27 protein-coding genes are annotated in these 26,204 nt (G+C 39.2%); 18 read left to right on the top strand and 9 right to left on the bottom strand.

The window, feature by feature from the left end; all coding sequences use genetic code 11:
• The first annotated feature begins 426 nt into the window (after positions 1 to 426).
• Positions 427 to 648 (top strand): hypothetical protein, encoded by a 222-nt coding sequence (locus ACYVM0_RS07615; RefSeq protein WP_460554879.1) that lies wholly within the window; start codon positions 427 to 429, stop codon positions 646 to 648.
• Positions 642 to 947 carry a type II toxin-antitoxin system RelE/ParE family toxin gene (locus ACYVM0_RS07610; protein ID WP_460554876.1) on the top strand — a complete coding sequence of 102 codons (306 nt, stop codon included), beginning with the start codon at positions 642 to 644 and terminating at the stop codon, positions 945 to 947. Before ACYVM0_RS07615 ends, ACYVM0_RS07610 begins: the two co-directional genes overlap by 7 nt.
• A 321-nt stretch (positions 948 to 1,268) precedes the next feature.
• On the opposite strand, the gene ACYVM0_RS07605 is transcribed toward ACYVM0_RS07610, so the two are convergent.
• Positions 1,269 to 2,249 carry a hypothetical protein gene (locus ACYVM0_RS07605; protein ID WP_460554873.1) on the bottom strand — a complete coding sequence of 327 codons (981 nt, stop codon included), beginning with the start codon at positions 2,247 to 2,249 and terminating at the stop codon, positions 1,269 to 1,271.
• A 285-nt stretch (positions 2,250 to 2,534) separates the two neighbouring features.
• Positions 2,535 to 2,870 carry a hypothetical protein gene (locus ACYVM0_RS07600; protein WP_460554870.1) on the bottom strand — a complete coding sequence of 112 codons (336 nt, stop codon included), beginning with the start codon at positions 2,868 to 2,870 and terminating at the stop codon, positions 2,535 to 2,537.
• A 131-nt stretch (positions 2,871 to 3,001) separates the two neighbouring features.
• Between ACYVM0_RS07600 and ACYVM0_RS07595 the strand changes: the two genes are divergently transcribed.
• A complete protein-coding gene (locus ACYVM0_RS07595) occupies positions 3,002 to 3,691 on the top strand; it encodes a hypothetical protein (RefSeq protein WP_460554867.1) in 690 nt (229 codons plus the stop codon).
• Positions 3,692 to 3,853: 162 nt separating this feature from the next.
• Here ACYVM0_RS07595 and ACYVM0_RS07590 read toward each other — a convergent pair whose 3' ends face one another.
• From ACYVM0_RS07590 to ACYVM0_RS07580, 3 genes are all read right to left on the bottom strand, one after another.
• The gene (locus tag ACYVM0_RS07590; RefSeq protein ID WP_460554864.1) at positions 3,854 to 4,249 is read right to left on the bottom strand and encodes a DUF4242 domain-containing protein; all 396 of its coding nucleotides are present in this window, start codon (positions 4,247 to 4,249) and stop codon (positions 3,854 to 3,856) included.
• A 139-nt stretch (positions 4,250 to 4,388) separates the two neighbouring features.
• Positions 4,389 to 5,477 carry a nickel-binding protein gene (locus ACYVM0_RS07585; protein WP_460554861.1) on the bottom strand — a complete coding sequence of 363 codons (1,089 nt, stop codon included), beginning with the start codon at positions 5,475 to 5,477 and terminating at the stop codon, positions 4,389 to 4,391.
• Between the two features lie 85 nt (positions 5,478 to 5,562).
• Positions 5,563 to 6,192, bottom strand: a complete 630-nt coding sequence (locus ACYVM0_RS07580) for a hypothetical protein (RefSeq protein WP_460554858.1) — start codon at positions 6,190 to 6,192, stop codon at positions 5,563 to 5,565.
• 74 nt (positions 6,193 to 6,266) lie between these two features.
• Here ACYVM0_RS07580 and ACYVM0_RS07575 point away from each other — a divergent pair, with 74 nt between their 5' ends.
• Positions 6,267 to 7,016, top strand: a complete 750-nt coding sequence (locus tag ACYVM0_RS07575) for a hypothetical protein (protein WP_460554855.1) — start codon at positions 6,267 to 6,269, stop codon at positions 7,014 to 7,016.
• Positions 7,017 to 7,136: 120 nt separating this feature from the next.
• On the opposite strand, the gene ACYVM0_RS07570 is transcribed toward ACYVM0_RS07575, so the two are convergent.
• On the bottom strand, positions 7,137 to 8,408 hold the full coding sequence (locus ACYVM0_RS07570) for a T9SS type A sorting domain-containing protein (protein WP_460554852.1): 1,272 nt from the start codon (positions 8,406 to 8,408) through the stop codon (positions 7,137 to 7,139).
• 464 nt (positions 8,409 to 8,872) lie between these two features.
• Between ACYVM0_RS07570 and ACYVM0_RS07565 the strand changes: the two genes are divergently transcribed.
• The 6 genes from ACYVM0_RS07565 to ACYVM0_RS07540 all read left to right on the top strand — a co-directional run bounded on the left by ACYVM0_RS07565 (position 8,873) and on the right by ACYVM0_RS07540 (position 13,146).
• Positions 8,873 to 9,541 carry a hypothetical protein gene (locus tag ACYVM0_RS07565; protein WP_460554849.1) on the top strand — a complete coding sequence of 223 codons (669 nt, stop codon included), beginning with the start codon at positions 8,873 to 8,875 and terminating at the stop codon, positions 9,539 to 9,541.
• 108 nt (positions 9,542 to 9,649) lie between these two features.
• Positions 9,650 to 11,194 (top strand): hypothetical protein, encoded by a 1,545-nt coding sequence (locus ACYVM0_RS07560; RefSeq protein ID WP_460554846.1) that lies wholly within the window; start codon positions 9,650 to 9,652, stop codon positions 11,192 to 11,194.
• Between the two features lie 36 nt (positions 11,195 to 11,230).
• Complete coding sequence (locus ACYVM0_RS07555) at positions 11,231 to 11,521, top strand: hypothetical protein (protein WP_460554843.1); 291 nt, start codon at positions 11,231 to 11,233, stop codon at positions 11,519 to 11,521.
• Between the two features lie 8 nt (positions 11,522 to 11,529).
• Positions 11,530 to 12,003 (top strand): RidA family protein, encoded by a 474-nt coding sequence (locus ACYVM0_RS07550; protein WP_460554840.1) that lies wholly within the window; start codon positions 11,530 to 11,532, stop codon positions 12,001 to 12,003.
• A gap of 27 nt (positions 12,004 to 12,030) precedes the next feature.
• Positions 12,031 to 12,558: an STM3941 family protein gene (locus tag ACYVM0_RS07545; RefSeq protein WP_460554837.1), complete on the top strand. Its 528-nt coding sequence runs from the start codon at positions 12,031 to 12,033 to the stop codon at positions 12,556 to 12,558.
• A 105-nt stretch (positions 12,559 to 12,663) separates the two neighbouring features.
• Positions 12,664 to 13,146 carry a hypothetical protein gene (locus tag ACYVM0_RS07540; RefSeq protein ID WP_460554834.1) on the top strand — a complete coding sequence of 161 codons (483 nt, stop codon included), beginning with the start codon at positions 12,664 to 12,666 and terminating at the stop codon, positions 13,144 to 13,146.
• A gap of 107 nt (positions 13,147 to 13,253) precedes the next feature.
• Here the strand turns inward: ACYVM0_RS07540 and ACYVM0_RS07535 are convergent, their stop codons facing one another.
• Together ACYVM0_RS07535 and ACYVM0_RS07530 are read right to left on the bottom strand one after the other, a co-directional pair.
• Entirely contained in the window at positions 13,254 to 13,679 is a 426-nt protein-coding gene (locus ACYVM0_RS07535; protein ID WP_460554831.1) for a YqaE/Pmp3 family membrane protein, read from the bottom strand.
• Between the two features lie 107 nt (positions 13,680 to 13,786).
• Positions 13,787 to 14,467 carry an energy transducer TonB gene (locus ACYVM0_RS07530; protein WP_460554828.1) on the bottom strand — a complete coding sequence of 227 codons (681 nt, stop codon included), beginning with the start codon at positions 14,465 to 14,467 and terminating at the stop codon, positions 13,787 to 13,789.
• Between the two features lie 143 nt (positions 14,468 to 14,610).
• On the opposite strand from ACYVM0_RS07530, the gene ACYVM0_RS07525 reads away from it, so the two are divergent.
• The 5 genes from ACYVM0_RS07525 (at position 14,611) to ACYVM0_RS07505 (ending at position 20,089) form a co-directional block, all read left to right on the top strand.
• Entirely contained in the window at positions 14,611 to 15,195 is a 585-nt protein-coding gene (locus ACYVM0_RS07525) for a hypothetical protein (RefSeq protein WP_460554825.1), read from the top strand.
• Positions 15,196 to 15,368: 173 nt separating this feature from the next.
• Positions 15,369 to 15,608 (top strand): hypothetical protein, encoded by a 240-nt coding sequence (locus ACYVM0_RS07520; RefSeq protein WP_460554822.1) that lies wholly within the window; start codon positions 15,369 to 15,371, stop codon positions 15,606 to 15,608.
• Positions 15,609 to 15,700: 92 nt separating this feature from the next.
• Positions 15,701 to 16,093 carry a DUF6941 family protein gene (locus ACYVM0_RS07515; RefSeq protein WP_460554819.1) on the top strand — a complete coding sequence of 131 codons (393 nt, stop codon included), beginning with the start codon at positions 15,701 to 15,703 and terminating at the stop codon, positions 16,091 to 16,093.
• A gap of 19 nt (positions 16,094 to 16,112) precedes the next feature.
• Entirely contained in the window at positions 16,113 to 17,402 is a 1,290-nt protein-coding gene (locus ACYVM0_RS07510) for a PQQ-dependent sugar dehydrogenase (protein WP_460554816.1), read from the top strand.
• A gap of 860 nt (positions 17,403 to 18,262) precedes the next feature.
• Positions 18,263 to 20,089 (top strand): hypothetical protein, encoded by a 1,827-nt coding sequence (locus ACYVM0_RS07505; protein WP_460554813.1) that lies wholly within the window; start codon positions 18,263 to 18,265, stop codon positions 20,087 to 20,089.
• 68 nt (positions 20,090 to 20,157) lie between these two features.
• Here ACYVM0_RS07505 and ACYVM0_RS07500 read toward each other — a convergent pair whose 3' ends face one another.
• Positions 20,158 to 20,316, bottom strand: coding sequence for a hypothetical protein (locus ACYVM0_RS07500; protein ID WP_430989686.1), 159 nt, complete (start codon positions 20,314 to 20,316; stop codon positions 20,158 to 20,160).
• A 172-nt stretch (positions 20,317 to 20,488) separates the two neighbouring features.
• Here ACYVM0_RS07500 and ACYVM0_RS07495 point away from each other — a divergent pair, with 172 nt between their 5' ends.
• The 3 genes from ACYVM0_RS07495 (at position 20,489) to ACYVM0_RS07485 (ending at position 26,136) form a co-directional block, all read left to right on the top strand.
• Positions 20,489 to 23,170, top strand: a complete 2,682-nt coding sequence (locus tag ACYVM0_RS07495; protein ID WP_460554810.1) for a 4-alpha-glucanotransferase — start codon at positions 20,489 to 20,491, stop codon at positions 23,168 to 23,170.
• Positions 23,171 to 23,347: 177 nt separating this feature from the next.
• Positions 23,348 to 25,030 (top strand): hypothetical protein, encoded by a 1,683-nt coding sequence (locus ACYVM0_RS07490; RefSeq protein ID WP_460554807.1) that lies wholly within the window; start codon positions 23,348 to 23,350, stop codon positions 25,028 to 25,030.
• A gap of 95 nt (positions 25,031 to 25,125) precedes the next feature.
• Positions 25,126 to 26,136: a dipeptide epimerase gene (locus tag ACYVM0_RS07485; RefSeq protein ID WP_460554804.1), complete on the top strand. Its 1,011-nt coding sequence runs from the start codon at positions 25,126 to 25,128 to the stop codon at positions 26,134 to 26,136.
• Positions 26,137 to 26,204: the final 68 nt, after the last annotated feature.

Raw genomic sequence — 26,204 nt, 5'->3', positions numbered from 1 at the left:
TTTGTGTAATTACAAATATAGCAAGATAATAAAGGAAACCCTATCGTATGAAACAGCAATTTTTCAGATAAAATATCCGCCTGTTGGGCGTTAAAAATGTATTGATCTATGCAACCTTTTTATTTGCGCTACGTCTTAAAAGCGCTTTTAAATTTTATCAACCCGATACCGCCTTCCACACCAGCCTTCCACACGTTTTACGGTAATCATCTATCGCTCATCCTTCGCTGCAAAGCCTGCCCAAAGCGCAGGTAAAGCCTGTGCAAGGCCACACTTTAGTCAGTATTCTTCCAAAGAGAGTTCAAGGTTGTTTTTCCTCCCCGGCCGGTGTCTCTCCATGCCTTTGCACTTCTTTGTTGCCGCAGGTATACCATTTAGTGTTTTAATAAAGAAAAAAAAGTAAATTTGAATATCAAATTAAACAGTATGACAACAATAGCCGTTCGTAAAAAATTGCACGCATTTATCGATGCTATGGAAGAGAAAAAGGCGTTGGCAATTTATACATTATTCAGGGAAGAGATAGAACAGGACGAACATATAAATGTAGAGCAATACAATCAGGAGCTTGCCGAAGCGGAAGCGGAATATGAGAAAGGAGAATATGTTACGCATGAAGAAATGGTAAAGCAAATAAAAAAATGGTAAAAAAGCAATACCAGGTTGTTTGGACAAAGCGTTCGCAACTGCATATCAAAGCTGCTCATAAATATATTAGTAAAGAATCTCCAAAAAATGCTACCAAGGTTGTAAATGATATTGTAACAGCGGTTAATAAAGCGCTTAATCATCCTGAATTTTACGGACCTGATAAATACAAAATAAATAACGATGGCAGTTACCGGGCTTTTGAAAAACATCATTACAGAATAGTGTACCGGTTTTCAAAAAATATAATTCGTGTGCTTCGTGTGAGGCATACAAAAATGGAACCTAAGGAGTTCTGACTTTCGTAGCAGCCTGGTCAGTGTTTCCTCCCTGGCCGGCGTCTTCACCGGCCGGAACTCTTCACCTTCAATCAACAACCTATCCAAAAAAATATTGCTCCAATATTACTGCGGCGTATCCCAGCCCCAAAAATCAAACTTCAAATCATCCTGCAATTGTATAAAGCTGCTGAAAAGAATTTCATAACGCTGCTTCCATAAAAAATAGTCATAAATACATACCCCTTCTTATTAACCGGGCAGAAACAAAAGAGGGGTGTTTCACTATTAAATAAAACTTGCAATAATAAAGTTGCCATTGTTCAACTTACATATTGGTTTTTACAAGGCCTTGTATTTGTACCTGAGTGTAATAGTTGAAGGGTCGGTGGTGGTATAGGTTGATTTACTTAAATAAGCATTCGGTAAATAAATGTTGGCAAAATTAAAAACATAATTATAGCTGGCAGTAAAACCTGAATATTTTGTGAAATTGTTTTTTGAATTATATACCGGGTTATCACCAAAGTAGAAAAAATCATTCAGAGGATCGGTACTTTGCAAACTCGAATTGAAGGATTTAAAAATATTCAGCCTTGCAAAAGGGCTTGGCTTGCTATCAAATTCGGCCAGGTATTTTTGATTGCTTGGATGCAGCATGGGTAAGCTCGTATCTCCGTGCAATAGCGTTTGTACAGCATTCCCAAAGCTATTGATATCGGTACTATCATTTATGTAGTACTTTTTATAGGTGTTAAATGTAGGGATATTTTGTTCCTGTAGCTTTACATAGGAATAAGCACTGATAATACGTTGACTTTGCACTGTAATATTATAAATATGTTTGCTGATGGTGTAATGGTTAGGGGTAGGAGAAGAATTTTGCACTCTTTCTCTTTCAATTATAGAATCCCTGATCAGGTTTTGTTGTCCATCGTAATAAAAATAAGCAGTAGCGGTATCAAATGTATTACTGGCTCCGGCATCATAAGTTCTTACCAGTTCTGCTTTAAATGGTAATGTATCCTGGCTGGTATAAAAATAATTCAGTGTTCCGCCTTCAACGGGCACAATACTGCCGGTTGTAAAATTTTTTGCTACAACAACGGTAACTCTTTTCAGGTTGTCATAAGAAAAACTAAGGACACTGCTGTCATACAATAAGCTGTTACTTCTGTTAGAAAAGAAAACTGTATCAAGGTAAGTGCTATCTGGTACACCGGGTACTATTGGAGTGCCTGTACCTGTAGCGCTTTCTTCTTTAGAGCAGGAAATAAAAAAAAGAACCAACAATGCGGCGGTAACGGATTTGATAAGAGTCATTTTTACGGGTATTTTTTACAAATATAATTGTTTTCTTTATTCCGTACAGGTATGTGCTTCTCCAATCATCGTTTTTTATATATCGTACAGCCAATTACGTAAGCCTGCCGGCAAAACCGCTACATCAAAGCTTTACTGCGGCGTATCCCAGCCCCAAAAATCAAACTTTACAGCATGATCAGCAATATAAATTTCTCCTCCCTGCCTGCAACCTGGCGGTTACAACAAAGCGTATTTGGTTAAAGGATACCTCTACTTAGTAAACAGGTGACTGCATTTAACATCCTACCATTTCCAGAAAGTGTTGAACATGCCGATATAAGTTTCCGATTGCATGCCACTGGTAGCCATTAATGCCGCCACAGCAGGAGATTTGGTAGTAGCAGCCTGTTGCTGCAAACTCACGTGGCTGGGTTTAAAATACGTAACGGTGTAAATACCGAATAATTTGGCACCCAAAAATTTAAATGGCACTTCAGAAACATTTAATCCCACAAAGCTTCCGGCAGGTAATTTGTCGCTTACATATTGTTTGCATTGTTCTTTACCGGTAGAAGTAAAAAACGCAATAATAACAGCCAGCAATAAGGCGTAGCCAAGGTAACTGAAGAACTTTTTCATTTGTGTTGGTTTAAGGTGGTATAAATGTAATTATTCTTTTCAGTTTCTGCAAAGATTGTCATGCGATGAAGGTATTTTTGCAGCATTGCTGATACCGGTAAAACGGCAACTCTAAATAAAATCAACATTAAATGAGAAAGAACATTTTTATTTTTTTTATACTGCTCCTGATAGTAAATACTGCTATTGCGCAATTAAAAATTACCAATAATACTGAGTTTGATTACGACCTGGTTTTTATAGTACCCAATAATGTACCGATAAAAACTAACCCTGGTTGTTTTACTATTACTGAAAAAAGAGTCAATAAAAAAGATCTGAAACCCCGGGAGAATATTGAAGTAGCCTATAAGTTTACAAAAGGTGTAAAGTACGACCTGTTTTTAGTAGATACTTCCCAAATGGGTACCTACGAACATACTGCATGTTTACATTCCATGAATTTTGATAACGAAAGATCAGTAACTGTAATTAATGATAGTTTACCCCGGCAATTTTTTTATCATTGCGAAGAAACTATAATGCTCGAAAACATGGTTTCCTTAAGTTTAACTATTATCAATAAAACCAAATACAGGATACTTGGATTTTCTTATGCAATCGATGATCTGAATAAGTTTACTACCAACAGGTATCTGGTTCCCTGGGCTCCCTTATTAACCAATCAACCGGGCAAGTATTACTTAACACATACCAGGCAAGACGGTGTGGAGAAAAACCTGAAACTCAAATTCAAATTAGAATTGAATGGCGTGTATATAGAAAAAGTGATGGCTTTTAAATTTACTAAGGAAGAACTTGATTGTGTTGTAACGGAATAAGCTGTTTCGGGCCAGTATTCTTATGAAGGAAGCTCAAAGTTTTTTATTAGTTTAAGCGATAGCTGCAGCATACACGCTGAGAAATAGTGCTACCAGTCACCAGTTGCTACAAATACAAAAGCCTGTTATAACAACAGGCTTTTGTATTTGTAGTTTATTCATTTATTGTGTAGCAGTAGCCGGGCTGATAACAGTGGCTATCTCTGTAATAACATTGGCAGGAAAGCCACCTTTTTTAGCATGCTCCCTTATCAGCTCTTCACTCTCGGCCCTGTACACACAAAATATTTTGTTGCCGGTAACATAGCTTTGCAGCCATTCAATTTTTGGCCCCATGTCTTTTAATACCGAACAGGATTTTTGTGAGATGCCTTTTAACTGTTCGGGGGTTAATTTACCGGCATCGGGAATGTCTCTTTCAATGAGATAGGTCTTCATTGTTGTTGTGTTTTTAGTGTTTGATGAATTGGTTGCAGGATTGTTTTGCGCCATAGCGGCATAAGCAGTAAAAAACAGAATGCCCAACAGTAACGCAAATTTTTTAGTGTTCAGTTTCATACAATTTGTTTTTAGGTGATAAGATGCTCAAAGATACTTTCACCAACAGGCCCTGGGCTGTAACAAATCATTCAATAAATGGTACGGCACCTGAAACAAATCGTTCAATCAATGGTAAAATTCAATCAGCGGAATAATATCAATGTAACAAGTCGAGATAGGCCATGGGCAGCAGGCCGTATTTCTTTTTAAAACATTTGGTAAAATAAGAGGGGCTCGAAAATCCGGATTCAAATGTGATCTGCGAAATGCTGTACTGCTTTTTATTCATCAGCTCCTTTGCTTTCTCCAGCCGGAAATCTTTTAAAAATAAATTAGGCGACAGGCCGGTAAGGGAAATTGTTTTCCGGTACAATTGAGAATTACTCATCGCCATCGACTGGCAGTAATTACTGATATCAAATGCTGTATCGGGCCAGTTGGCTTCCAGTGTACTGTATAATGTTTGCAGTAAATTTTCGTCCTGCGCTGATAAAGTGAAAAAATTAGTATTCCTGTTTTGAAAATGATCTTTTAAAACCAGTTCCTTTACGGCATTACTCAATGCCACCTGCATGGAGCCGGCAATAGCACAAAGCTGTTGCGCAAACTGTAAGGTATCTCCAAATAGCTGGTTGCTTTTTTCAACCGGCTCGCCGGCATTAATGCCGATCCGCAGATCCGGTTCATTTGCACCGGTACTTTTTATGGTATCCAGTATTGCCAATGCACAGGCAACAGCCGCACTGGCAGAAGTAAAGGAAATAATAAATCCGGCTCCGCCATGTTCTGCCTCGCTGCCGCCAAAGTGCTGCAGTTTTTGCCGTATAATTTTATTATGGTTATTCAGTAATTCTTCAGCTTTTGCTGCCCCGTATTTGTATTTTAATAAAACAGGGTCGGTTATTTGGGTTACCAGTAAAATCCGGAAAGAAGGATCATTAAAAACCTTTAAGCCTTCTGTAGTGGTTTCAGCATTTTCGGGGTCGTATATTCTTCCTAAAAAAGATTCTACCAGGGTGCTTTTTACTTCAATGATCTTGTTGGGTATAAGGCCATGTGTCTGCGAATGCAATTCTTCCACCGCTTCTTTATTCGGGGCATCAATAAGGCAGAAAACACTTTCACGTTCTTCATCTATCCAATAGGTCATGCACTTGCATTGGTGCTCTTCCTGGTGCGCCAGGTCCATGGTGTGGGCCTGTGCCACATCCCGGGCTTTTACACCCGGTATAATATGTACGTCCATGTAAATAGGCATAAGGAGTGTGCATTAGCAGAAAATGAAGTTAATGTTTTTTTAGTATTGCAGAAAGAGGGGGTAAGTAATTACACTATAAAATTTCCAGCAGTATTTTCGCCAGCTCAATAAAAGCCCCGGCTTCTTCCGGGCTTACAGGTTTACGGCCGGTCCTGAAATAACATTGATTTTCATTCAACTCAAATTCAGCTCCGGGGTGTTCCGTAATCCTGTCTAAATCTTTATTCAAAAAAAGGATTTCTAATGCCTGCCGGTCTTTTGTAACTAAATAAAATTTGCGGGAGAATTTTTTAGCATGATCAAAATCAACATCAGCTTTCGTTATAAGATTTTCAATTTTAAGTGCAACAGTTTCCGGTTGGGCAATTGTATGCGGATAATTTTTTGCAAGATCAAAAACACCAGCAAAATAATAATCCACGCCGGAGTTATTTATACGGCCTGCATGTACTGAACTTTCATAACTGAAAATACAAAAATAAAAGCCCCTGTTCTTCCATTTGCCTTCATAAGATTCAAATACAAAAGGGATGGAAACTGATTTGTGCAGCAGAAACTGTTTTAGATTTTTATGCGATGATTTTTGTGCATTGAAAGTATCGGCAACATTTTTAATGCTGCTATCACGTAGCCGTAATAATTCAGCTTCCAGTTTCCTGTTCTTAATAATCTCTTTATCATTTGCAAAATCATCAATATCCATATAATAAGTTTTGTTTAAAGATAATAAAAATGCGTACAGTATATTTGAAGGCTGAGACAGTAAACTACATTCCAATGAAAAAAAGAAAGGCGAAAAATAGCAACACTAACAAATCAGGCGGTGTAAGCGTTTCTAAATTAACTTTTCATAAACTCGATTGGTTAGAGTGGGTGACCATTGGTTTGGGTATTTGGTTTTTGTTTTTCCCAAAACCATATATAGTTTCATTCAGTATTCTTTTAGCGATGCCCGTTATTGGGTTATTGCTTAATGGTATTCATAAACCCAGTATGGCAACCCTGGTTACCATCAGCAAGGATAAGGATGAAAAAGATACTTACGATGTGGCCGATTTTATTGACGTAGCTGCATGGGTAATTTTATTACGTGTGATACTCGATTTTGAATTTGAAAGTTGGTATAGTTTAATACTGCCAGGTACCGTTGCCAGTATTATAATGCTGGTATTGCTTTTTGCAACGCACCGGCAGATAACGGGTAGTAATAAAAATAAAACATGGATCTACCTGTCTTTGATATTTAATATTTGCCTTTACAGTTATGCCGGTACTTATGCTGCCAATTGCGTCTACGATTTTTCGGAGCCCGCAGTTTACCAGGCAGAGGTAGTGGATAAACATATTGGAGGTACCAAACATAAAACTTATTATTTAAAAGTAACGCCCTGGGGCCATCATTACGATAAAGAAAATATCAGTGTAACAAGAGAACAGTATAACGAAACCCTCATTGGAGAAACTGTAGATGTTAACTTAAAGAAAGGGCTTTTTAATATACCATGGTATTATGCCAGCCGGAGATGAAAAATACAAGCGAAAACATTTTGTCAATCCCGGGTATAAAAAAAGCCGCCCTGAAATTTTACTTTCAAAACGGCTGCCTGGTGATTGGTCTGGAGTTTTATAGTACTGAAAACTGGTTGCTTATTTGATGATCTTTTTACTTTCAATTGTTGCGCCGTTTACTACAAGGCGGGCAATGTAGATGCCTGGTGTAAGTGTGGCCAGGCCATCCACCGTTAAATTATTAGCACCTTTATTAATGCTGAATTGTTTATTCATTACCGTTTTTCCGCCAATTGCAGTAATGCTTATTGTTGCAGTTCCTTTGGTATCACTGTTAAACTGCACTGTAATTTTTTCTGTAAAAGGATTAGGGGCAGTTTTCATCTTTTCAACCGGAACGGTTTGCAAATGAACATACGATAAATTACTGTAGCTTACTTTTCCTGCAGCATCAGTTTGCCTGATCCTGTAATACAGGTATGGCTGACTGGTAAACTCAGGCGCTATATCAATAGCCTCGTAGGTGCTGAGGTTTTCTTGTGCTGATTTTTGTATCACTGTGTTTACAGGTATAAAACTGGTACCATCAAAGGAACGCTCTATGGTAAAAGAATGATCATCTGTCTTTTCATTGGTGTGCCAGCTCAGTACAATATTGTTATTGGTACCGGTAGCACTTAATGATAAATATTGCACCGGTAATACAACCACATTAGGTATAACTATGGGCTTAAAATAAATGCAGCTATACCTGTCCTGTACTGTAAATGTGGCATCGGTTACGCTGCCGATTCTTACCTCACCTATTTTGCTTTTGTTTATATACTTATAATTGATGTTGGATACATAGGCAGAAGTATCAATACCGGGAAAATTAACAATGGTGCTGGTAGCTTTTAATAAACCACTTTGATTGGCTAAGGTAAGGGTGGTGGCATTAGATACACCGTAAGTTGAAAAATCGTTAGCGGCAACCATTTCCCTTACATGCACGCCATCACCATCCACATCAATGGCTGATAAGGTAAAGCAAATAAAAACGTGTGAAGAACCGTCCGTTGTTTTTACAAAGTCAACCGCAAAGCTAACATAGGATTCTCCGGCGCCTTGGGTTAAGGGTGTTTTTACAACCGGTTGCCAGGCATCGCTGTAGCCGTAGGTATTATCATCAATACTGGTAAGCGTGGCACCTCCAACTTTACCGGTCACTTTTACAATAGCATCCACACCGGCAATCACCGAAGGGAATTTGTATACAGCGCCTGTCTGGTTGGGCATACCTGAGATCAATACCGGGTTTTTAAACTTCATTCCGGGTGCTACGCACTGGGCATCAGCACTATTAAAAAGAGAGGAAAAAATGGCAATAGTAAAAAATACTAGGCAAACAAATGTAGAATTAGTTTTCATTTTCTTGTGGGTTTGGTACGTTAATAAGCGGTAATTCTACAGTGGATCAGTTTTGGTTTCAGTCAAAACCGGGAGCTGTATCAGGAGGTTGGACGGGTTTTGAATATTGTAATAACCGAGGTAATGGCCATCATCAAATTCGATACAAACATAATATGCGGTTTCGGAAAACGCAAGTTTTTAAGGCAGTAATTTTACGGTTTTGCAAGTAAAAATACCTATGTTGCTGATTAATAGATACTTATTATCGAAAAAAAAATACTACGCAATCCCTTGTCAGGCTTGATATTGAGCCGATATAAGCTGTTTTTTAGCCATAAGATGCATTTTGGGGTAAAGTATACCCCATAATTAAAAGGCCAGTGCTTGCCTGCCCAATATTGGCTGGCAGACCGGCCGGCAGTTTGCTTATACTATATCTTTTTATAGCATATATTTATACAATAGTCAATGATAAAAGCAGCATGTCAATCCAGGTAAAAATAAGGTTGCTGATAATTATCGGACTGGTAGTCCATTTACAGGCACTGTGCCAGGTTCCGGTAATCATTCCCAATTACAGGGCATCCGATGTGGCAGACCTACAGCCCATTGATTCCTTTATAAAAAAGCAGGCCTATGTTATAGCATATAAAGAGGAGGGAGGATTTTGTCACAATTGCCCCACGTATACTTACAAAATAATTTCCTTTAAAAACAAGCAATGGTCTTCCTTTACGTTGAGTAATTACAGCATCCGTGGTACTTTTAATAAGCTAACAAAGCAAATGGTAACCGACACTGTGCGTACAGGTACATGGTACAAATCAAAACTTACCGTAGATAACCGGGCAGTGCAACAATTATTCGACAGCTTATCAGCAATTCATTTTTGGTATTTACATAACGATTCACTGAATCAAACAAGGAAGGTGATCAGGAGAATTGATAATGGCGATACATCCTATACCAATGCCGGTATTACAGACGATATCAATTACAGGTTTGACATTGTTTTCAAAAGTAAACGCAGGATAATTCAATCTTATGCACCGGAGTATTTTGTATCCTTATTTCCGGATATGACAGACCGAAAAGTTTTTATGCAGGGAAGGGAAATATTTTTACGATGGTGGGATAAGTATGGAAAATAGAGAGCCGTCATTTACTTATAAATTTGAAGTACCGGTATGTAAAAAAACATAAAACAGCATCCTGTCTTTTTAACTGATTTCTCACTTCATTAAATCGATTACTTTTCCATGAAAAAAATACTCCTCTTTATTGCTGCCGCCATTTGCACATGGCAACTTACTGCACAAAAAAAATTACAGGCTTTAAATCCCTCCCGGCTGGGTATTTTTAAAAATGGTACCTGCTTTGTAAAAAGAGAGGGATTGGTAAGTGTAACGGAAAAAAGTTTTTACATTAAGGCACCCGATAAAGTTTTGATGGGTACTTACTGGGTATTTACAGGCAAAGATGCCGCACTGCAATCGATAGTGGTAAAAACAGATACCTTTAAAACCAATCATACCGCTCATGCAATCGGCGAATTTTTAGAAGCCAATGTAGGCCAGGCCATCACTTTGTACGGCAATGCTCAAAATACTGACCTGCGCAAACTGAGTGGTAAATTACTGGAGTATGAAGCCGCTTCTGCAACAATGAAAATGGCAACGGCCAATGGTAAAACAGTTATTGCCGGTACAGCCGGTTTTGACTGGATGGAAACAGGAAGTAATCTGCAAAACACTATTTTAAGAGATAGCATTATTCCCATTGCAAAAGTAAAACTGAATAAACAGGTTGATAATGTAGTAGTCTCAACCATCAGTTTAGAAAAAGGGCTGCAATGGTTTCCTTCTTATTTATTTACAGTAATAAATGATAAGGAAGCTAAACTGGAAATGAAAGCCACCATTGTAAATGGCGAAACAGAATACAGCAATATGCCGGTGGATATTATTATTGGTAACCCCGAAATGTTTTACGGGCAAAGACTTGACCCGGCTTGTATTGAATACCTGAACGAAAGTTTACTGGGCAACCGCTACGACAATAATGGCCTTACCAACATGTTGAATACAGTTAATGTAAGTACACAGGCCGTTGGTAATGTTTATAACTGGACAGGCAATGATACTGATGCCGATGACCCCGGTAAGGCAGGCCAGAAACTGGAAGACCTGTATTACTACCAGTTAGGTGTAATTGATCTTGAGAAAAATGCACGTGTTATTGTACCTGTAATGACTACCAATATTTCATACTCAGAAATTTATACTGCTAACCTGCCTTTACGCAGCACTATGATGGAAGGGGCTAACTCCATACAAACTTATCACAGTTTTCTGGTGAACAATAGTACCAGTGCCCCTTTAACCAGCGGCGCCGTTTTTGTAATGAATGCAGGTGGTCAACCTTTGGCACAGGCACAACTTAATTACACACCGGTAAAAGGCAGTTCAGAAATGCAATTGTCTAAGGCAATAGATGTGCAGGTAAAAAATGATGAAGAAGAAAGCGGCCGTGAAAAAAGTACCGTCAAAAAAAATGGTTCGGAGTATTACGAAAAAGTAACGCATACCGGGGCCATTAGCATTACAAACTACAAAGACAAAAAAATTACGATCAGGATAAATAAAGTAATTGATGGTATATTTATTAAGGCTGATAATAATGGTAAAAGCCGCAAAATAAAAGCGGCGGACGAAGATGATACTGTATCTGAATTATACTGGCAGGTGGAAGTGGCACCCGGTGCAAAAATGAAATTGCAGTATACTTATTATAACCTGGATTAGCATTTTCAGTAATGGTTGATATCCTTAAAAATTGATGTGAAAAAATTTAACGCAATAACATTTCTCATTGCTGTAGGTATTACCGGCATTTTAGTGGTAATAAGTTTTTTGGCAGCCTTTGCTGAAGATGAAGGCACTTCAGGGGGGAGTATAATTACTGTGGTATTCGCCAAACTAATCTATATGCTTCGTTTTCCTGCGCATACATTTTTTGGTAAAACATTTTCCGGTAGCGGTAATGTATTTGTATTGGGGCTTTTTATTAATTGCTTATTTTACGGACTGATCATCGAAAGGATAGGTTCGTTTTTAAGGACAGGTAAATAGTATTGCAAATGATGAAAAAAATAATTGTTATTCCATTATTATTGCTGGTGCTGCAATGTTTTGCGCAAAAAGATACTTCGATAATACAATTTGCCAACCCTTCAGCAGTGGCGCCGGCCAAAGGCTATTCTCATGCAGCAGTAATAGACCTTGGTAATAGCAGGATGATTATTATTTCGGGCCAGGTAGCATTGGATAGTGCAGGAAATTTAATTGGCAAAGGAGATATTGCAAAGCAAACAGAGCAGGTTTTTCTGAACATTAAGAACATCGTTACCAGCCAGGGAGGTACTATGGACAATGTTGTTAAACTGGGCTTTTACATGCAGGATGTATCGCAGGTGCAGGCAGTAAGGGATGTGCGCAATAAATTTATCAATCTTAAAAAGCCACCTGCCAGTACCCTGGTGCAGGTGAGTCAATTAGTAAGAGATGACCTGTTGATTGAGATTGAAGCCACTGCAATTATTCCCAAAAAATAGTATTTAACAACACTGGTAATAATTATTATGGAAGATATTTTAATTCCTTTCAGCAAAAAAAAGTTACGGTTGATTCTTGTTTTAGCACTTGCATTTGTTGCCGCAGGAATTTTTTGTACTACTTTACAGGATTCATTGTACCTCAGCGATTTTGGCCTTACTGTAACCTATAAACAGTCAGGTTATTTTCTTATCGCCCTCTTTACTGTTGCTGCAATTATAATAGTATATAAGATGTGGGATAAAAGCCCTAAGCTCATAATCGATCACCTGGGCATTACCGATAAAACCGGCAATACCGAGATCTTCTGGCAGGACATTACAAAACTTTCAGTATTTACAACACATGGGCAACGCATGCTGATGATACATGTTTCTAATCCGCAGGAATATATGGACAGGCAAACCAAAACAATTAACCGCAAATCGATGTGGGTAAATTATAAAATGCATGGCACGCCGCTTTCCATTAATACCAATACACTCGATATTTCAATGGAAGAACTTATTAAAATTATTAATGAACGCTGCAAATTTCCTGTTGCAGCTTTATAGATTTTTTCTTAACATTCCTTTATAATAAAACCACTAAATAATTTACAGCCTTGTAAATTCTGGCATTTTATTTGGCAATCCTGTTGCGAACCAAACGAAATAACTATGAAAAAGCTTTCGGTGTTTTTTACACTTATTGTATGCAGTTTTATGTACAATGCACAGGCCCAGGTAAGGGTTAATGTTAATATCAATACACAACCACAATGGGGGCCGGCAGGCTATGATTATGCAGCGTATTATTACATGCCCGATATGGATGTGTATTATAGTGTACCCCAGCGGCAGTTTATTTATTTGCAGGGACGCAACTGGATGTTCTCGGCAGCATTGCCTGCACAATACCGGGATTATGATCTGTACAGTTGTTATAAGGTTGTGGTAAATGAACCAAGGCCTTACCTCCGTTGCGACGAGTACCGGTCGAGGTACGCATCATACAGGGGTAGAAGAGACCAGGTGATTTTGCGTGACAGGTGGGAAAGGCACGATAATGGTAATCACTACGGATGGAGAAACCAGGATAAACATGGTGGTTATGATCGTGGACGCGGCCACGGGCATGGTAAATGGAAAGACAGGGACTGATTATGGTAAATGATCAATAATAGCTGAAATAAATTAGCCCGTGGTTTCATAAACTCACGGGCTAATTAAATATTGTAATTGGTTGTAGCTATTTAATCTGTTGAAGATTAGTCTGCGCCAAGTATTACTATCAATGCATAAATAACACCCGGTAACCAGAAGAGCAAGGTCAACAACAGGTCGATCCAGAATTTACTATTGATCTCTCCCTGGTGCAGGTACACCGCCAATGGTGGCAGAATGATTGCTAATATCACTAACAACAAAGTATTAGTACTGGCTTCGCCGCCGCTTTTTTTGGCTGCTTTATACGCTTTCAATTCTTTTTTTACATCTTTAAAGCGTTCCTTTTTTTCTTTACGGGAAAGGCTTTTAAAATCTGCCAGGGCCGATTTAAGCGAAGCTGAATCCGGTAATGCTACCCTCGGGCCTGGTCCGGCAATTTCTCCGGGTGCTACTGCGGCATAAGCAGGGCTAAAAAAAAGTGTGAAAGCAAGAAATAAACTGGTGAGTGCTAAAGAAGTTTTTTTCATAATGTATGTTTTGGTTGTTTTAATGCTGTTAAGCATAAAGTTATTTTATTCATACCAATAGACGAAAAAAAGATATTCAGGTTGCACTGTGTGCCGGATATCTTTTTTTATTGCTTGATCACCTCAATACTTGCGCTGCCAACCTTTTTATTTTTTTTAGTATTGAACAATTCAAAAATCACCCTGCCCGGTTCATTTACACGAACTACAAATTTTCCTTCTGCAATTTGTTTGATGGTGCCTTTTGAAACAGTCACCTGCAGGTCTTCTGGTTTTACTTTTTCGGCCGTTACTGTTATTACATTATCCGTTGCGGCAAAAAGCTGGTGCGGTACCTTTGTGGTAATGTCAAATGTTTCGTCAATTACTGCAAAAGTTATCGGTTGCCTTCTGTAGGCATTTACCACCCTGCCGTTTTGCTGTGCCGGAATCCATTTTCCCGATTTTTCTATTACACGTATCACCTCTTCTTCAATACCATAACCAATTTTTGTTTCGGCTTTAATATCAGTAAGGGTTCCATCTTTACCTACAATAAATTTTACCACTGTAGTATAATAACCAGCAGGTGCACCATTCTTTTCCGGTACATCAGCCTTCAGGTTTTTCATCAGGTATTTCTTCCAGCCATCCAGGCCGCCGGGAAATTCTGCTTCCTGTTCTACACGGGTAAATATTTTATCATCAGCATCACCGGCATCTGCCGGCGGTGGCGGAGTGCTTTGTGCAAAACTATTTGCGACACTGCAGAGTAAAATAAACAGGGCAAGAATTTTTAAGGAACGCATGGCTTATATTTTCAGGCAAGGTAAAATATTTTCATGTTGATATTATAATGAATGGCGATATTTTTCCTGCCGGCAGTCTCAGTGCCTGTGGGTATATCATAAACCAATTATTTTTTTTAGTTTAGCGAACCTAAAAACCTGAAATGGAAAAGCAACCATCGCCTCACTCAGCAGCTTCAATTGCCAGGAACATTGGTATTGGTGTGGTAACACCTGTACTTGCGGCAACTATAATTTATTTTTTGGGATTCAATAAAAATGAAGGCTCCGATTTTAAAAAGAAAAAAGAGGCGACTATAAAAACCTGGACAGCCTACGTACAAAACCGGGGCATACTAAGTACTGTGTTTAAACAATTTGAACATGTGGACAGCAGCATGGAAATAGAAACGCTGCGTAATAATATTTACCACGAAATAGATATTACCATAGATAATATGGAAAATATAAAAAAAGAACCCAACGCAGATCAAAGAGTATATTCTACTATAGATATTGTAGAACAGCAGATAAAGGAGATGAAGCCCATCATGGGGAAAATGATTGATGACATGATCAGTTTTTCGGCTACAGAACAAACACCTGAGTCTGTGGAAATATTTCAGCAGCAACAAATGGAGGATGTTGCAAAGAAAATGCGTGGCTTGATGCAGAGAGATTCAATAAGGCTGGCTACTTTTTACGAAGGGCTTAATAAAGATTACAATGTAACACTTCCCAAACATTAATCTTCCGCATATTGAAAGCGTATATTGCTGTTAGTTTCAACAAAAGGCAAGGTCTGCAGTACGAGCTTGACGTCATTTCAACAACTTTGAAACAGTTTTCCATAGAACCTTTTGTTTTTGCAGATCACTATCATTTTACTGCAGATGAAGAAACGCAGATGATGCAGTAGGCAATGGAAGCTATTGATAGCAGCGATATATTCATAGCCGAGACATCTTACAAAGCCATTGGCATTGGGGTAGAGGCGGGCTATGCAAAGGCAAAACAGGTACCCGTAATTTATATGCGGCAAATAAATGCGGCACACTCCACTACTGTTGCAGGCATCAGCAACTACCGGGTTATTTATGCTGATGCCAGTGATCTGCAACAGCAACTCCAGACAATACTGCAATTGATCCTTAAAAAATAAAACGCCCTTCCCGTAAGCTGAATTTGCCGTAGAAATAAAATAAGTATTAGTTATCGGGCATGCAGTAATTTTACAGCTACAAAAAATAAATAATGGAAATAGAAATATTCACACTCTGCGATTTTGCACAGGATAACAATTCCAAGCTCACCATTGTGGGCACTTTCGATAGTATTAATGCCAGGCAGTTCCCGGTGCAGCACCCCGCCTGTGCAGTAGCGTGCAGGTTACGGTTTGCTGCCAAAGAAGCGGGCGACCACGATTTTAAATTAAGGATGACAGACCCTGCCGGTAAAGAAACCATACAACCCATACAGGGTAATATCAATATTCCGCCACCGGCAAATGGCCAGGTGGTGGCTATTAATTTAGTGGTTAATTTTAACCAGTTGCAATTTGCAACAGCCGGCCGCTATGCTTTTGAATTGCATATAGACGGAGAGTGGAAAAGCGGTCTTTCTTTGTTCCTGAACCAGGTGATGTAATTTTAAATACCAGTTAATAATGAAAATTAAACAGCATTATATTTTGCTGCTGTTTGTTGTAAGCATTGGTGCCTGCAACAACACCAGGATCAGCAAGTCTGCAGGCAGCAATGCTCTTGCCGTGGAAGCCATTCAATTGCCGGCGCCTTTTGCTACACCTTCTGTAAGAAATGTATCAAAAGTTATTGGCTGGCCCGAAGGTAAAACACCCATAGCACCGGAAGGTTTTGCAGTTACAAAATTTGCAGATGGACTGGATAACCCACGCTGGATATATGTAGCACCCAATGGCGATATCTTTATTGCAATGGCCAATACCGTCAGCGACGGATTTACAAAAACAGCCAGTGATAAAAAGCCGGGTAAAAGCAGCAACACCATTTTATTATTAAGAGATAAGGACGGAGATGGCATACCCGAAGTAAAAAATGTTTTTTTAAAAGGCTTGAACCGGCCGCTGGGAATGCTGATACTGAATGGTAAATTTTATGTGGGTAATACCAATGGTTTATGGATGTTTCCATATGAAGAGGGGCAAACAGAAATGACAGCAGAAGGCACTAAGATTTTAGACCTGCCTGCCGGTGGTTATAATAATCACTGGACAAGAAACGTAATTGCCAATGCTTCAGGTACCAAACTTTATGTAAGTGTAGGCTCGGGCAGCAATGTGGCAGAACATGGTATTGATAATGAAAAAAGAAGGGCCAACATACTGGAAATAAATCCTGATGGAAGCGGGGAAAGAATTTATGCCAGTGGTTTACGTAATCCTGTAGGTATGGATTGGGCAACTGGTACTAATACTTTATGGACAGCCGTAAACGAAAGGGATAACCTGGGCGACGACCTGGTACCTGACTATGCTACCAGCGTACAAGAGAATGGATTTTACGGATGGCCCTATGCCTATTATGGAAAAAATGCCGATCCAAGAATGAAAGGAGAAAGAATGGACCTGGTAAATACTACCATTACTCCGGATGTGTCAATGGGTTCACATACAGCATCTTTAGGGCTTGTATTTAATAAAAAAAATTACCTGGCGGCGCCCTATTTTGGCGGCATGTTTGTAGGCCAGCACGGCTCCTGGAACAGGAGTGTACTTTCGGGGTACAAAGTAGTATTTGTGCCTTTTGCCAATGGCAAACCCTCCGGCCCGGTACAGGATTTTTTAACGGGGTTCATTAGCAATCCATCTGGTAATGATGTTTATGGCCGGCCGGTCGGGGTGGCGTTTACTAATGACGGCGCTTTACTGGTGGCTGATGATGCCGGTAAAACCATCTGGCGGATTACCAAAAAATAAAATCCATTCTTCGGATTGTGAACAGGTAAAAATTCCCAATTCGGTACATTTTAAAACCTGGTATTAATAAACAAGCGGTTATAAAAAAACGGCGTATTATGTACAGGTAGTTTTACTAAAAAAACAACCTACTTTCACGTTGCCCTGCCACAGTATTAAGCTTTAATTTTACATTGAATTTATTTTTAATCCAAACTCAGTGTTATGAAAAACAAACTTCTACTATTTTTAGTAACTGTACTTTTTCTTACGTCATGTTCCCGTTCGGTAACAATGCAGCAGGCTGCAAACCGTAGTTACCGGGGTTCCAGAACTGTGAGGTAAAAATGCCGGCAGGTAAAAAAAACAGGAAGGTAAAATTGTTACACTAACCGTTGTATTATAGCTGATGCTGTGTTGCATACCAAAGCAGATTTTTATCTGTTCAATAGCTTCGCCACTGGTGAGATGTGACGAAAATTTACTTTAAGTAATATGTTTTACATTATTAATAATCAGCTGATTATATTTATTTAATGAGTGCGTTGAAATTATGCTTCCGACAGCTTTTTTTACTTTGATCTTTTTGTTAAGTAGCTCCTTGTTTTGTTAAATTATTTCAGGAGGCAGGGCAGGTACTGTATTTAATTGATATTTAATTTCAAGTGAAAATTGCTGCACCAGAACAGATGGTTTAGGCATTACCTGATCCTCATCAAATTTGTTTTGTTTACTTTCTCCGTCAAAATTCCTCGTTCCCCGATTTTTTTATGCATAATGATGACCATATCATTAATTAACACGTCTTAACATCTGGCTGTAGTTCTGTTTACTTACAATGCAATATCTTTATCAAACTGAGATAGAATATTAGGATAAATATGTTCAAGCGCTTGCGGTATATATTTTTAGCTATTGTATTGATGATGCATCATTGTGCCGGTGCACAGGAACCCGGCCATAACCAGGAGGATACTTTTTTCCTGGCAAAGAAAAAAGGATTGCTGGGCAGGCTGGGTAAAAGCATATCTACCTATACACCGGATGAACCTCCTCAGAAAATAGAAAACCAGTATTTAAAATTCAAAGGCAAGATCATCCGTTCGGTAAGAATGATACGCCTGGGCTTTGAATGCAGTATTTACGACACCTGCGATATCAAAAACAATTTTGGTATCCGTATGGCGAATGCCTTTCATAAAAATTCAAAAGAAAAAGTAATAGAGCGCAATTTGTTTTTCAGGCAGGGTGGCCGTTTTTATCCTTACCTGGTGGCCGATAATGAAAGGTATTTGCGTGACCTTTCTTATATACAGGATGCCAGGATTGTGGTGGATTTTGCAGAAGGCTCTGCAGATTCTGTTGATGTGGTGGTATTAACAAAAGACATTTTTTCCATAGGTGGAAAAGTAAAAATTGATACCCGTACAAGGGGGCGGCTGGAGCTGCAGGACGAAAATGTTGGCGGCAGTGCAACCCGTATCCTGGTAAGTGGTTTGTATGATGAAGCAAGGACTCCGCACCAGGCGTTTAATGCAGAGATCACCAAACGTAATATCGGGGGATCTTTTGTAGACTGGACGCTTGGCTATAATAGTTTTGCCCCATCATTCAGCAGTGGCAGAAGGGAGGAGAGTAATTTCTTCACCAGGTGGGAAAAGCCATTGGTAACCCCTTACATTCCCAGCATTGGGGCATTGGAAGCCGGTTATTACAGTACCAATAATGCCTACGTTAACGACTCATTATACAAATCCGATTTCAGGTATACTTACTATAATATTGATGGCTGGCTGGGGTATAGCCTTGATAGCAAACGCAGGTTATATGCCAACAGGGAAATAAGAGTGCACAAGTTTGCAGCGTTACGGGCTTTTAACCAGCATTTTTTTAACCTGCCTACCAGGTACAAAACCGAATTCGATTATCGTTATACCAATTTCATTGGTATGCTGGGTTCGGTAAATGTGTTTAAGCAGAGTTTTTATAAAACCAATTTTATTTATGGATTTGGAAGAAACGAGGATGTTCCCGAAGGATTCAGTGTATCATTAACGGGAGGATGGCTTAAAAAGCAACAGTTGAAAAGGCCTTACGGTGGTTTTGATTTTAATTTAACCAATTTTAAAAAGAGAGGGCTTTACAGCAATTTTACGTTAAGCGGCGGCGGCTTTTTTTATCGCAGGCGTTTTGAAGACCTGACCTTTCTATTTAATGTAGAGCATTTTACCCGGCTGAAAAAGCTGAACAGCAAATGGTACCAGCGTACGTTCATTACTTCGGGTATTACGGCGCAGGTAAACCCGGTATTGAATGCGCCGTTATTTATCAACAGCAGTTATGCATTGCCTTATTTTAACCCGGAGAATATTAATTCTGACCTGCGGGGTACCATGAAACTGGAATCGGTGTATTATAACACCAGTAAAATACTGGGCTTCAGGCTGGCACCATTTGTTTTTACCGACCTGAGTTTACTAAAGCCCGTAAAAGAGAATTTAAGTAAAAGTGACCTGTATACCGCAATAGGTGGTGGTATACGCACCCGTAATGAGAACCTTGTATTTGGCACTATCGAATTGAAAGGTTATTATTTTCCCCGTACTAATGCCGATATGAGGGTGTGGAAAGTGGAGCTGAGCACCAATATCAGGTTTAAATATAACAGCACTTTTATCAGGCGCCCGGGTTTTGTAAACGTTAACTGAGAAAAGTACCAGGCATAAAAAAACACCCGCCCAGGGCAGATGTTTTTTATATAAATAAGTTGGAAAAATTACATCAGGTCTAAAGCCTTTGCAAAAAAGGTAACATTAAAAGGCAGTACCATTGAGCAGTAAGCACCTATTGGTGAATACAGTACAGCAAAAAATCCTGCTACAGAAAGTAAAAATAGTATCCAGTAAAGTCCGGTATTCTTTTTGGTTGTTTCCATTTCTAATTATTTTTTGCAAATATAAGGCAGAAGGATTGATGCTGTTACATTTGTACAAAAAAAACCGGTAGTTTATAAACTTATTATCGTGTTTTGTTCATTTTTTAATGTGTATTTTTTACATTTTGCTATAAAGGTTTTATATTGCCCCCTGATTAGAACCTGATTGCTGATGACTATACATTTTTACCTACGCTTTTCCACACACTTTGGCCAGTCGATTTTTATTAGTGGCAACAACGATGTGCTGGGCAACAATGATTTCTCCAAAGCCTTTCCTATTCAATACCTTAATAACGAACTCTGGCATGGCAGTATCAATATCGATACCGTTAAGGAGTTGAATACCCTTCAGTATAAATACATTTTAAGGGAAGATGGCAAGGACGAGACTGTAGAATTTGGCGACGACAGGATTGCAGAACTGGATAATATACAGGCAGATGAACTGGTATTTTTTGATACCTGGAATTATTCAGGCGAAATAGAGAATGTTTATTTTACACAGGCCTTCCAGGATGTTTTATTAAAAACACCGGCAACAGTGGCAAAAATTGCTGCCAGGTCTCCTAAAACCTATACCCACGAATTCAGGGTTAAAGCGCCTATTTTAAACGAAGATGAAGTCATTTGCATAACCGGTGCGGCAAGCGTTTTAAATAACTGGTCTACCGAAAAACCTGTACTGCTCACCAAAAATAAAACCTGGTGGAAAGTGAGGTTGAATTTAAGCAAGGAGACCTTTCCGGTGGCGTATAAGTATGGCATCTACAATGTAAAAAATAAAAAGTTTACAGCATTTGAAAATGGCAATAACAGAACGGTATCCGGCGATGCTGCAAAGAAAAAGATCACTATCAATCACGATGGTTTTATAAATGCTCCATACACACCCTGGAAAGGTGCCGGTGTGGCTATTCCTGTATTCAGCCTGCGCAGTAAAAACAGTTTTGGTACAGGCGAGTTTGCTGATATCAAATTATTAGTGGACTGGGCAAAGAAAACAGGGTTAAAACTCATACAGGTTTTGCCTCTTAACGATACCACGGCTACGCATACCTGGAAAGATTCTTATCCTTATGCCGCCATTTCTGCTTTTGCATTGCATCCTTTGTTTTTAAATTTAGAAAAAACAGCAGGCGCATCGCAGGCAACATTCATTAAATCGCTGAAGAAAAAGCAACAGCAATTGAATGCGCTGGAAGAGATGGATTATGACAGCGTGATCAAATTCAAGCTGTCAGCCATAAAAGAAATTTACACTGCAAAAAAAGATATTTTTAAAGACGATACTGCCTACTTTGAATTTTTTGAACTCAACCGCCATTGGCTGGTACCGTATGCGGCATTTTGTTTTTTAAGAGATAAATACAACACTTCAGATTTCAGCACCTGGAAGACCAACAGTGTGTATGATGAAAATGCGATCCAGCGTTTGGTGAGCCCTTCACAAAAACATTATGATGATATTGCCGTGCATTATTTTACACAATATCATTTGCATTTACAATTAACAGAAGCTACAGCTTACGCACATAAAAACGGCATAGTAGTTAAAGGCGATATCCCCATTGGTATTTACAGAAATAGTGTGGACGCATGGATGGCACCCCGGCTTTACAATATGGATGCACAGGCCGGAGCGCCGCCGGATGATTTTGCTATAAAGGGCCAGAACTGGGGGTTTCCTACCTACAACTGGAAGGCCATGCAGGAAGATGATTTTACCTGGTGGCGCCAGCGCTTTGAGCAGATGAGCAATTATTTTGATGCCTTCCGCATTGATCATATTTTAGGTTTCTTCCGCATCTGGAGTATTCCTTTATCGGCCGTAGAAGGTATTATGGGCCGGTTTGAACCCGCCATTCCGGTTCACATTAACGAGTTATTTGAAAGAAATATCTCTTACGAATGGCACCGCTATTGCAAACCTTACATTACAGAAGGCGTATTGCACGAATTATTTGGTGAAGAAGTGAATTATGTGAAGGAACATTTTTTAGATCATTACGAATTAAAAGAAGCTTTTAATACACAGCGAAAAGTAACACATTATTTTGCTGCCAATAACGACAGTGATAATAAAATAAAGCAAGGGCTGTTCGATCTGATCAGTAATGTGATCCTGTTTGAAGAAGAAGGATCGCAGGGGCAAAAATTCCATTTCCGCATCGGTATGGACCAAACTTCGTCCTTCAGGGATTTAGATGGCCATTCGCAGTACCAGTTGAAAGAATTGTTTGTGAATTATTTTTTCCGCAGGCAGGATGATTTTTGGGAGAAGGAAGCCATGCATAAATTACCGGGTTTAAAACGCAGTACCAATATGCTGATCTGCGGCGAAGACCTGGGTATGGTACCGCATTGTGTGCCGGATGTAATGCAACGCCTGGGTATACTGAGCCTGGAAATTCAACGTATGCCCAAGAAGAGTACATCGGAATTCTTTCATCCCAACGATGCGCCTTACATGAGTGTGGTTACACCCAGTACACACGACATGAGTACCATACGTGGCTGGTGGCAGGAAGACAGGGTCAAAACACAGCGTTTTTATAATACTATCATGGGCCGCTATGGCGAAGCACCTTATTTCTGTGAACCATGGGTGAATAAGGAAATTGTAACAGAGCATTTATATTGCCCTGCCATGTGGAGCATTTTTCAATTGCAGGACTGGCTGGGCATCAGCGAAAAGCTGAGGCGGCAAAACCCTGATGATGAACGTATCAATATACCCGCCAATCCCGATCATTACTGGCGGTACCGCATGCACATTAACCTGGAAGACCTGTTGAAAGAAGATGAATTTAATGAGGAGGTGAAAGGTTATGTAACATCAAGCGGCAGGTAAGCGGCAATCAAAAAACTTCTCCCGTGTTGGTATCTCCCCTGGGTGGTGAAGGCACCCGCCGGCAATACCTATAGAAATGTTAATGTTGAGTAATCGTTGGCGTATACATACTACGCTTTGGATTGATGCGTTGTACCAGCATTCCCGCAAAATTATTTACCAACATCATCTCTTGTTATGAGTATCACCAAAACGATCCTGGTTAGTTTTTTTATTGTGTGCTGTTCGGTTGCTGCCAAGGCACAGCCTGGCTCAGCCACTAAAGATTCAACGCTGCTCAAATTGAATTTTATCACATTTGAAGGTGAAAAGATCGTAACCAAAGTGCATTTTGAAAATACAGCTACTCATAAAATAATCAATTTTAAAACAGATCAAAACGGGGTGGCTTCATGCACCCTGCGCATTGGCGAAAATTTTGCCATTACCATCGATAACTCTGCTGATTCCTATGAATACACCATTCCTGATGCGGATGGGGAAGCATTGAATTTTACTTTTAAATACCACCTTCAGGAAAAAATTATTCCAACCGGCGTAATAAAAGTATTCAATAAAAAAGAGCTGAAAGCTATCAGCATCAGATCCAACAATAATTCCACACAGGTACTTACAATAACTAACGATACTGTACATTTTCCTGTAAATGAAAATGTACAATACCTTGTACAGGCTTCGGGAGTTTCTATAAAGAATAACACCATAAAAATAAAAAATACCGCAGATGCTGTTTTAAATTATATCCTTTACTTCAGTGATGATACACATGCCGAACTGATTGCTATTGATAGTTCTAAATCAGTGATCAATGTGGTGTATAAAAATTTGTATAATAAACCAGTAGAGGGGGATACTATTTTGGTGAAAGGGAAAAAAATGGCGGAACAAAAGATCCGGACTTCGGCTAATGGTACAGCTATTGTAATATTGCCGGCTGATGATCATTATACCGTATCATTAAAATACTTTCCCAATGTGTATGATATCAATATTGAAAAAGAGAATAACCTTATTCTTGCCAATGATCTTATTTTAAATTACCCCGGCGTAAAAGAATTTGAAAAGCAGAAAAAAGAAGAAGCAGATTTTATTGCCTACCGGGATTCAATTTATAAAGCAACAGAAAAAACAAAGGAACTAAAACTGGAAAGCTTATTGCCTAAAATTGCCAGTGAAATTGAATTTGTTACAAAAAAATTAAAAGATGATCCGGGATATTTTGAAAGAGAACGCAATGTAGTATGTGCTGTTTTAAAACGGAATAAATGGCCATCCCGTATGATAGTAACCGATGTTACGGGAAGTATGTATCCTTACATGCAGCAGATCGCTTTGTGGCATACACTGGAAATGATGGATAAGTCTCCTTCAGATTATGTATTTTTTAATGACGGAGACAATAAACCCGATCGCCTGAAAGTAATTGGAAAAACAGGCGGCATTTACAGTTGTTTAAAAAATATGCCTGATTCAGTAATAAAAACAATGTATACCGCAATGGGGAAGGGCAGTGGCGGCGATGCGCCTGAAAATGATATAGAAGCTTTATTGAAAAGTATAGAATTAAAATCACCTGATGCTACTGTTATTTTAATAGCAGATAATTTAAGCCCGGTAAAAGATATGGCCTTACTATACGATGTTAAAGTGCCGGTAAGGGTAGTGCTTTGTGGTACGGGCATGGGCTGGGTAAACACTGATTATATTGAATTGGCTTATAGAACGGGTGGCAGCATACATACTATTGAACAGGATATTTTTAATCTTACTGATTTACACGATAACGATACCATTACGATTGCAGGCACTACCTATAAGCTTTCAGGGGGGCGTTTTTTCCCATTGTCAACGCGGCTGTAATCAATTCCTTTCCATAGTGAGATTCATTTTTTATTCTATCTTCATTGTTTCTTACATAACACAGTTGGCTGTTAGGGCTGTGTATTAATAAACTCATGAAAGTAAATTACAAAACATACCATCTCCCGTTTACTCACCCTTTCACTATTTCTAAAGGCACCAAAACACATCAACCTACATTAATTGTGGAACTGGAGTTTATGGGCATCAAAGGTTATGGCGAAGCACCAGCTATCAGTTATTACAATATCCCGGTAGAAAAAATGGTGGAAGACCTTGAAAGTAAAAGAATATTTGTAGAAAAATATGCATTTAATGAACCGGAGAGGTACTGGCATTACCTGCACCATCTCTTTCCTGCCAATTCATTTTTAGTGTGTGCATTGGATATGGCAGGATGGGACCTGTATGGCAAATTAAAACGCAAACCATTGCATGCCTTGTGGAATTTAGATATTGCCAAAAGCCCGGTTACAGATTTTACCATCGGCATTGATACCATTGATAATATGGTAGCCAAGATGAAAGAAAAACCATGGCCTGTTTATAAAATAAAAGTGGGCGTGGATAATGATATTGAAATGGTGGCCGCATTGCGGAAACATACCGATGCTGTATTGCGGGTAGATGCCAATGCCGGCTGGACATTGGAACAGGCATTGGAAAAAATTCCATTGCTGAAAGATTTAGGTGTGGAGATGGTGGAACAGCCTTTGGCAAAAGATAATTGGGAAGGTATGAAAGTGCTATACGAAAAATCTCCTTTGCCTTTGTATGCAGATGAAGCTTGTGTGTTTGAAAATGATGTGGAAAAATGTCACCGGCATTTTCATGGTATCAATATCAAGCTCACCAAGTGCAGTGGTATAACGCCTGCCAGGCGCATGATCACCAGGGCACGTGAACTGAATATGGAAGTAATGGTAGGTTGCATGAATGAAAGCAGTATTGGTACTGCCGCCATTGCACAACTGGCGCCATTGTTAGATAAAGTGGATATGGATGGGCCGTTGTTATTGAGTGAAGATATTGCAACCGGTGTGGGTTTTGATTTTGGAAAAATTATTTATAACGAAATACCGGGTTTGGGTATTACAATTTTGTAGAACCCCGTCAGCGGTTGAAAACCCTGGCGGGGTTTGAAAACAAAACCCTGACGGCGGTTGAGCAATCC

It is taken from the genome of Ferruginibacter profundus, from assembly GCF_054783275.1.
This window is presented reverse-complemented; position numbering and strand designations above follow the sequence as displayed.

Excerpts from the sequence above, each read along its gene's own strand:
- ACYVM0_RS07615 (WP_460554879.1), top strand. The coding sequence starts at position 427 with ATGACAACAATAGCCGTTCGTAAAAAATTGCACGCATTTATCGATGCT.
- ACYVM0_RS07610 (WP_460554876.1), top strand. The coding sequence starts at position 642 with ATGGTAAAAAAGCAATACCAGGTTGTTTGGACAAAGCGTTCGCAACTG.
- ACYVM0_RS07605 (WP_460554873.1), bottom strand. The coding sequence starts at position 2,249 with ATGACTCTTATCAAATCCGTTACCGCCGCATTGTTGGTTCTTTTTTTT.
- ACYVM0_RS07600 (WP_460554870.1), bottom strand. The coding sequence starts at position 2,870 with ATGAAAAAGTTCTTCAGTTACCTTGGCTACGCCTTATTGCTGGCTGTT.
- ACYVM0_RS07595 (WP_460554867.1), top strand. The coding sequence starts at position 3,002 with ATGAGAAAGAACATTTTTATTTTTTTTATACTGCTCCTGATAGTAAAT.
- ACYVM0_RS07590 (WP_460554864.1), bottom strand. The coding sequence starts at position 4,249 with ATGAAACTGAACACTAAAAAATTTGCGTTACTGTTGGGCATTCTGTTT.
- ACYVM0_RS07585 (WP_460554861.1), bottom strand. The coding sequence starts at position 5,477 with ATGGACGTACATATTATACCGGGTGTAAAAGCCCGGGATGTGGCACAG.
- ACYVM0_RS07580 (WP_460554858.1), bottom strand. The coding sequence starts at position 6,192 with ATGGATATTGATGATTTTGCAAATGATAAAGAGATTATTAAGAACAGG.
- ACYVM0_RS07575 (WP_460554855.1), top strand. The coding sequence starts at position 6,267 with ATGAAAAAAAGAAAGGCGAAAAATAGCAACACTAACAAATCAGGCGGT.
- ACYVM0_RS07570 (WP_460554852.1), bottom strand. The coding sequence starts at position 8,408 with ATGAAAACTAATTCTACATTTGTTTGCCTAGTATTTTTTACTATTGCC.
- ACYVM0_RS07565 (WP_460554849.1), top strand. The coding sequence starts at position 8,873 with ATGTCAATCCAGGTAAAAATAAGGTTGCTGATAATTATCGGACTGGTA.
- ACYVM0_RS07560 (WP_460554846.1), top strand. The coding sequence starts at position 9,650 with ATGAAAAAAATACTCCTCTTTATTGCTGCCGCCATTTGCACATGGCAA.
- ACYVM0_RS07550 (WP_460554840.1), top strand. The coding sequence starts at position 11,530 with ATGATGAAAAAAATAATTGTTATTCCATTATTATTGCTGGTGCTGCAA.
- ACYVM0_RS07545 (WP_460554837.1), top strand. The coding sequence starts at position 12,031 with ATGGAAGATATTTTAATTCCTTTCAGCAAAAAAAAGTTACGGTTGATT.
- ACYVM0_RS07540 (WP_460554834.1), top strand. The coding sequence starts at position 12,664 with ATGAAAAAGCTTTCGGTGTTTTTTACACTTATTGTATGCAGTTTTATG.
- ACYVM0_RS07535 (WP_460554831.1), bottom strand. The coding sequence starts at position 13,679 with ATGAAAAAAACTTCTTTAGCACTCACCAGTTTATTTCTTGCTTTCACA.
- ACYVM0_RS07530 (WP_460554828.1), bottom strand. The coding sequence starts at position 14,467 with ATGCGTTCCTTAAAAATTCTTGCCCTGTTTATTTTACTCTGCAGTGTC.
- ACYVM0_RS07525 (WP_460554825.1), top strand. The coding sequence starts at position 14,611 with ATGGAAAAGCAACCATCGCCTCACTCAGCAGCTTCAATTGCCAGGAAC.
- ACYVM0_RS07520 (WP_460554822.1), top strand. The coding sequence starts at position 15,369 with ATGGAAGCTATTGATAGCAGCGATATATTCATAGCCGAGACATCTTAC.
- ACYVM0_RS07515 (WP_460554819.1), top strand. The coding sequence starts at position 15,701 with ATGGAAATAGAAATATTCACACTCTGCGATTTTGCACAGGATAACAAT.
- ACYVM0_RS07510 (WP_460554816.1), top strand. The coding sequence starts at position 16,113 with ATGAAAATTAAACAGCATTATATTTTGCTGCTGTTTGTTGTAAGCATT.
- ACYVM0_RS07505 (WP_460554813.1), top strand. The coding sequence starts at position 18,263 with ATGTTCAAGCGCTTGCGGTATATATTTTTAGCTATTGTATTGATGATG.
- ACYVM0_RS07500 (WP_430989686.1), bottom strand. The coding sequence starts at position 20,316 with ATGGAAACAACCAAAAAGAATACCGGACTTTACTGGATACTATTTTTA.
- ACYVM0_RS07495 (WP_460554810.1), top strand. The coding sequence starts at position 20,489 with ATGACTATACATTTTTACCTACGCTTTTCCACACACTTTGGCCAGTCG.
- ACYVM0_RS07490 (WP_460554807.1), top strand. The coding sequence starts at position 23,348 with ATGAGTATCACCAAAACGATCCTGGTTAGTTTTTTTATTGTGTGCTGT.
- ACYVM0_RS07485 (WP_460554804.1), top strand. The coding sequence starts at position 25,126 with ATGAAAGTAAATTACAAAACATACCATCTCCCGTTTACTCACCCTTTC.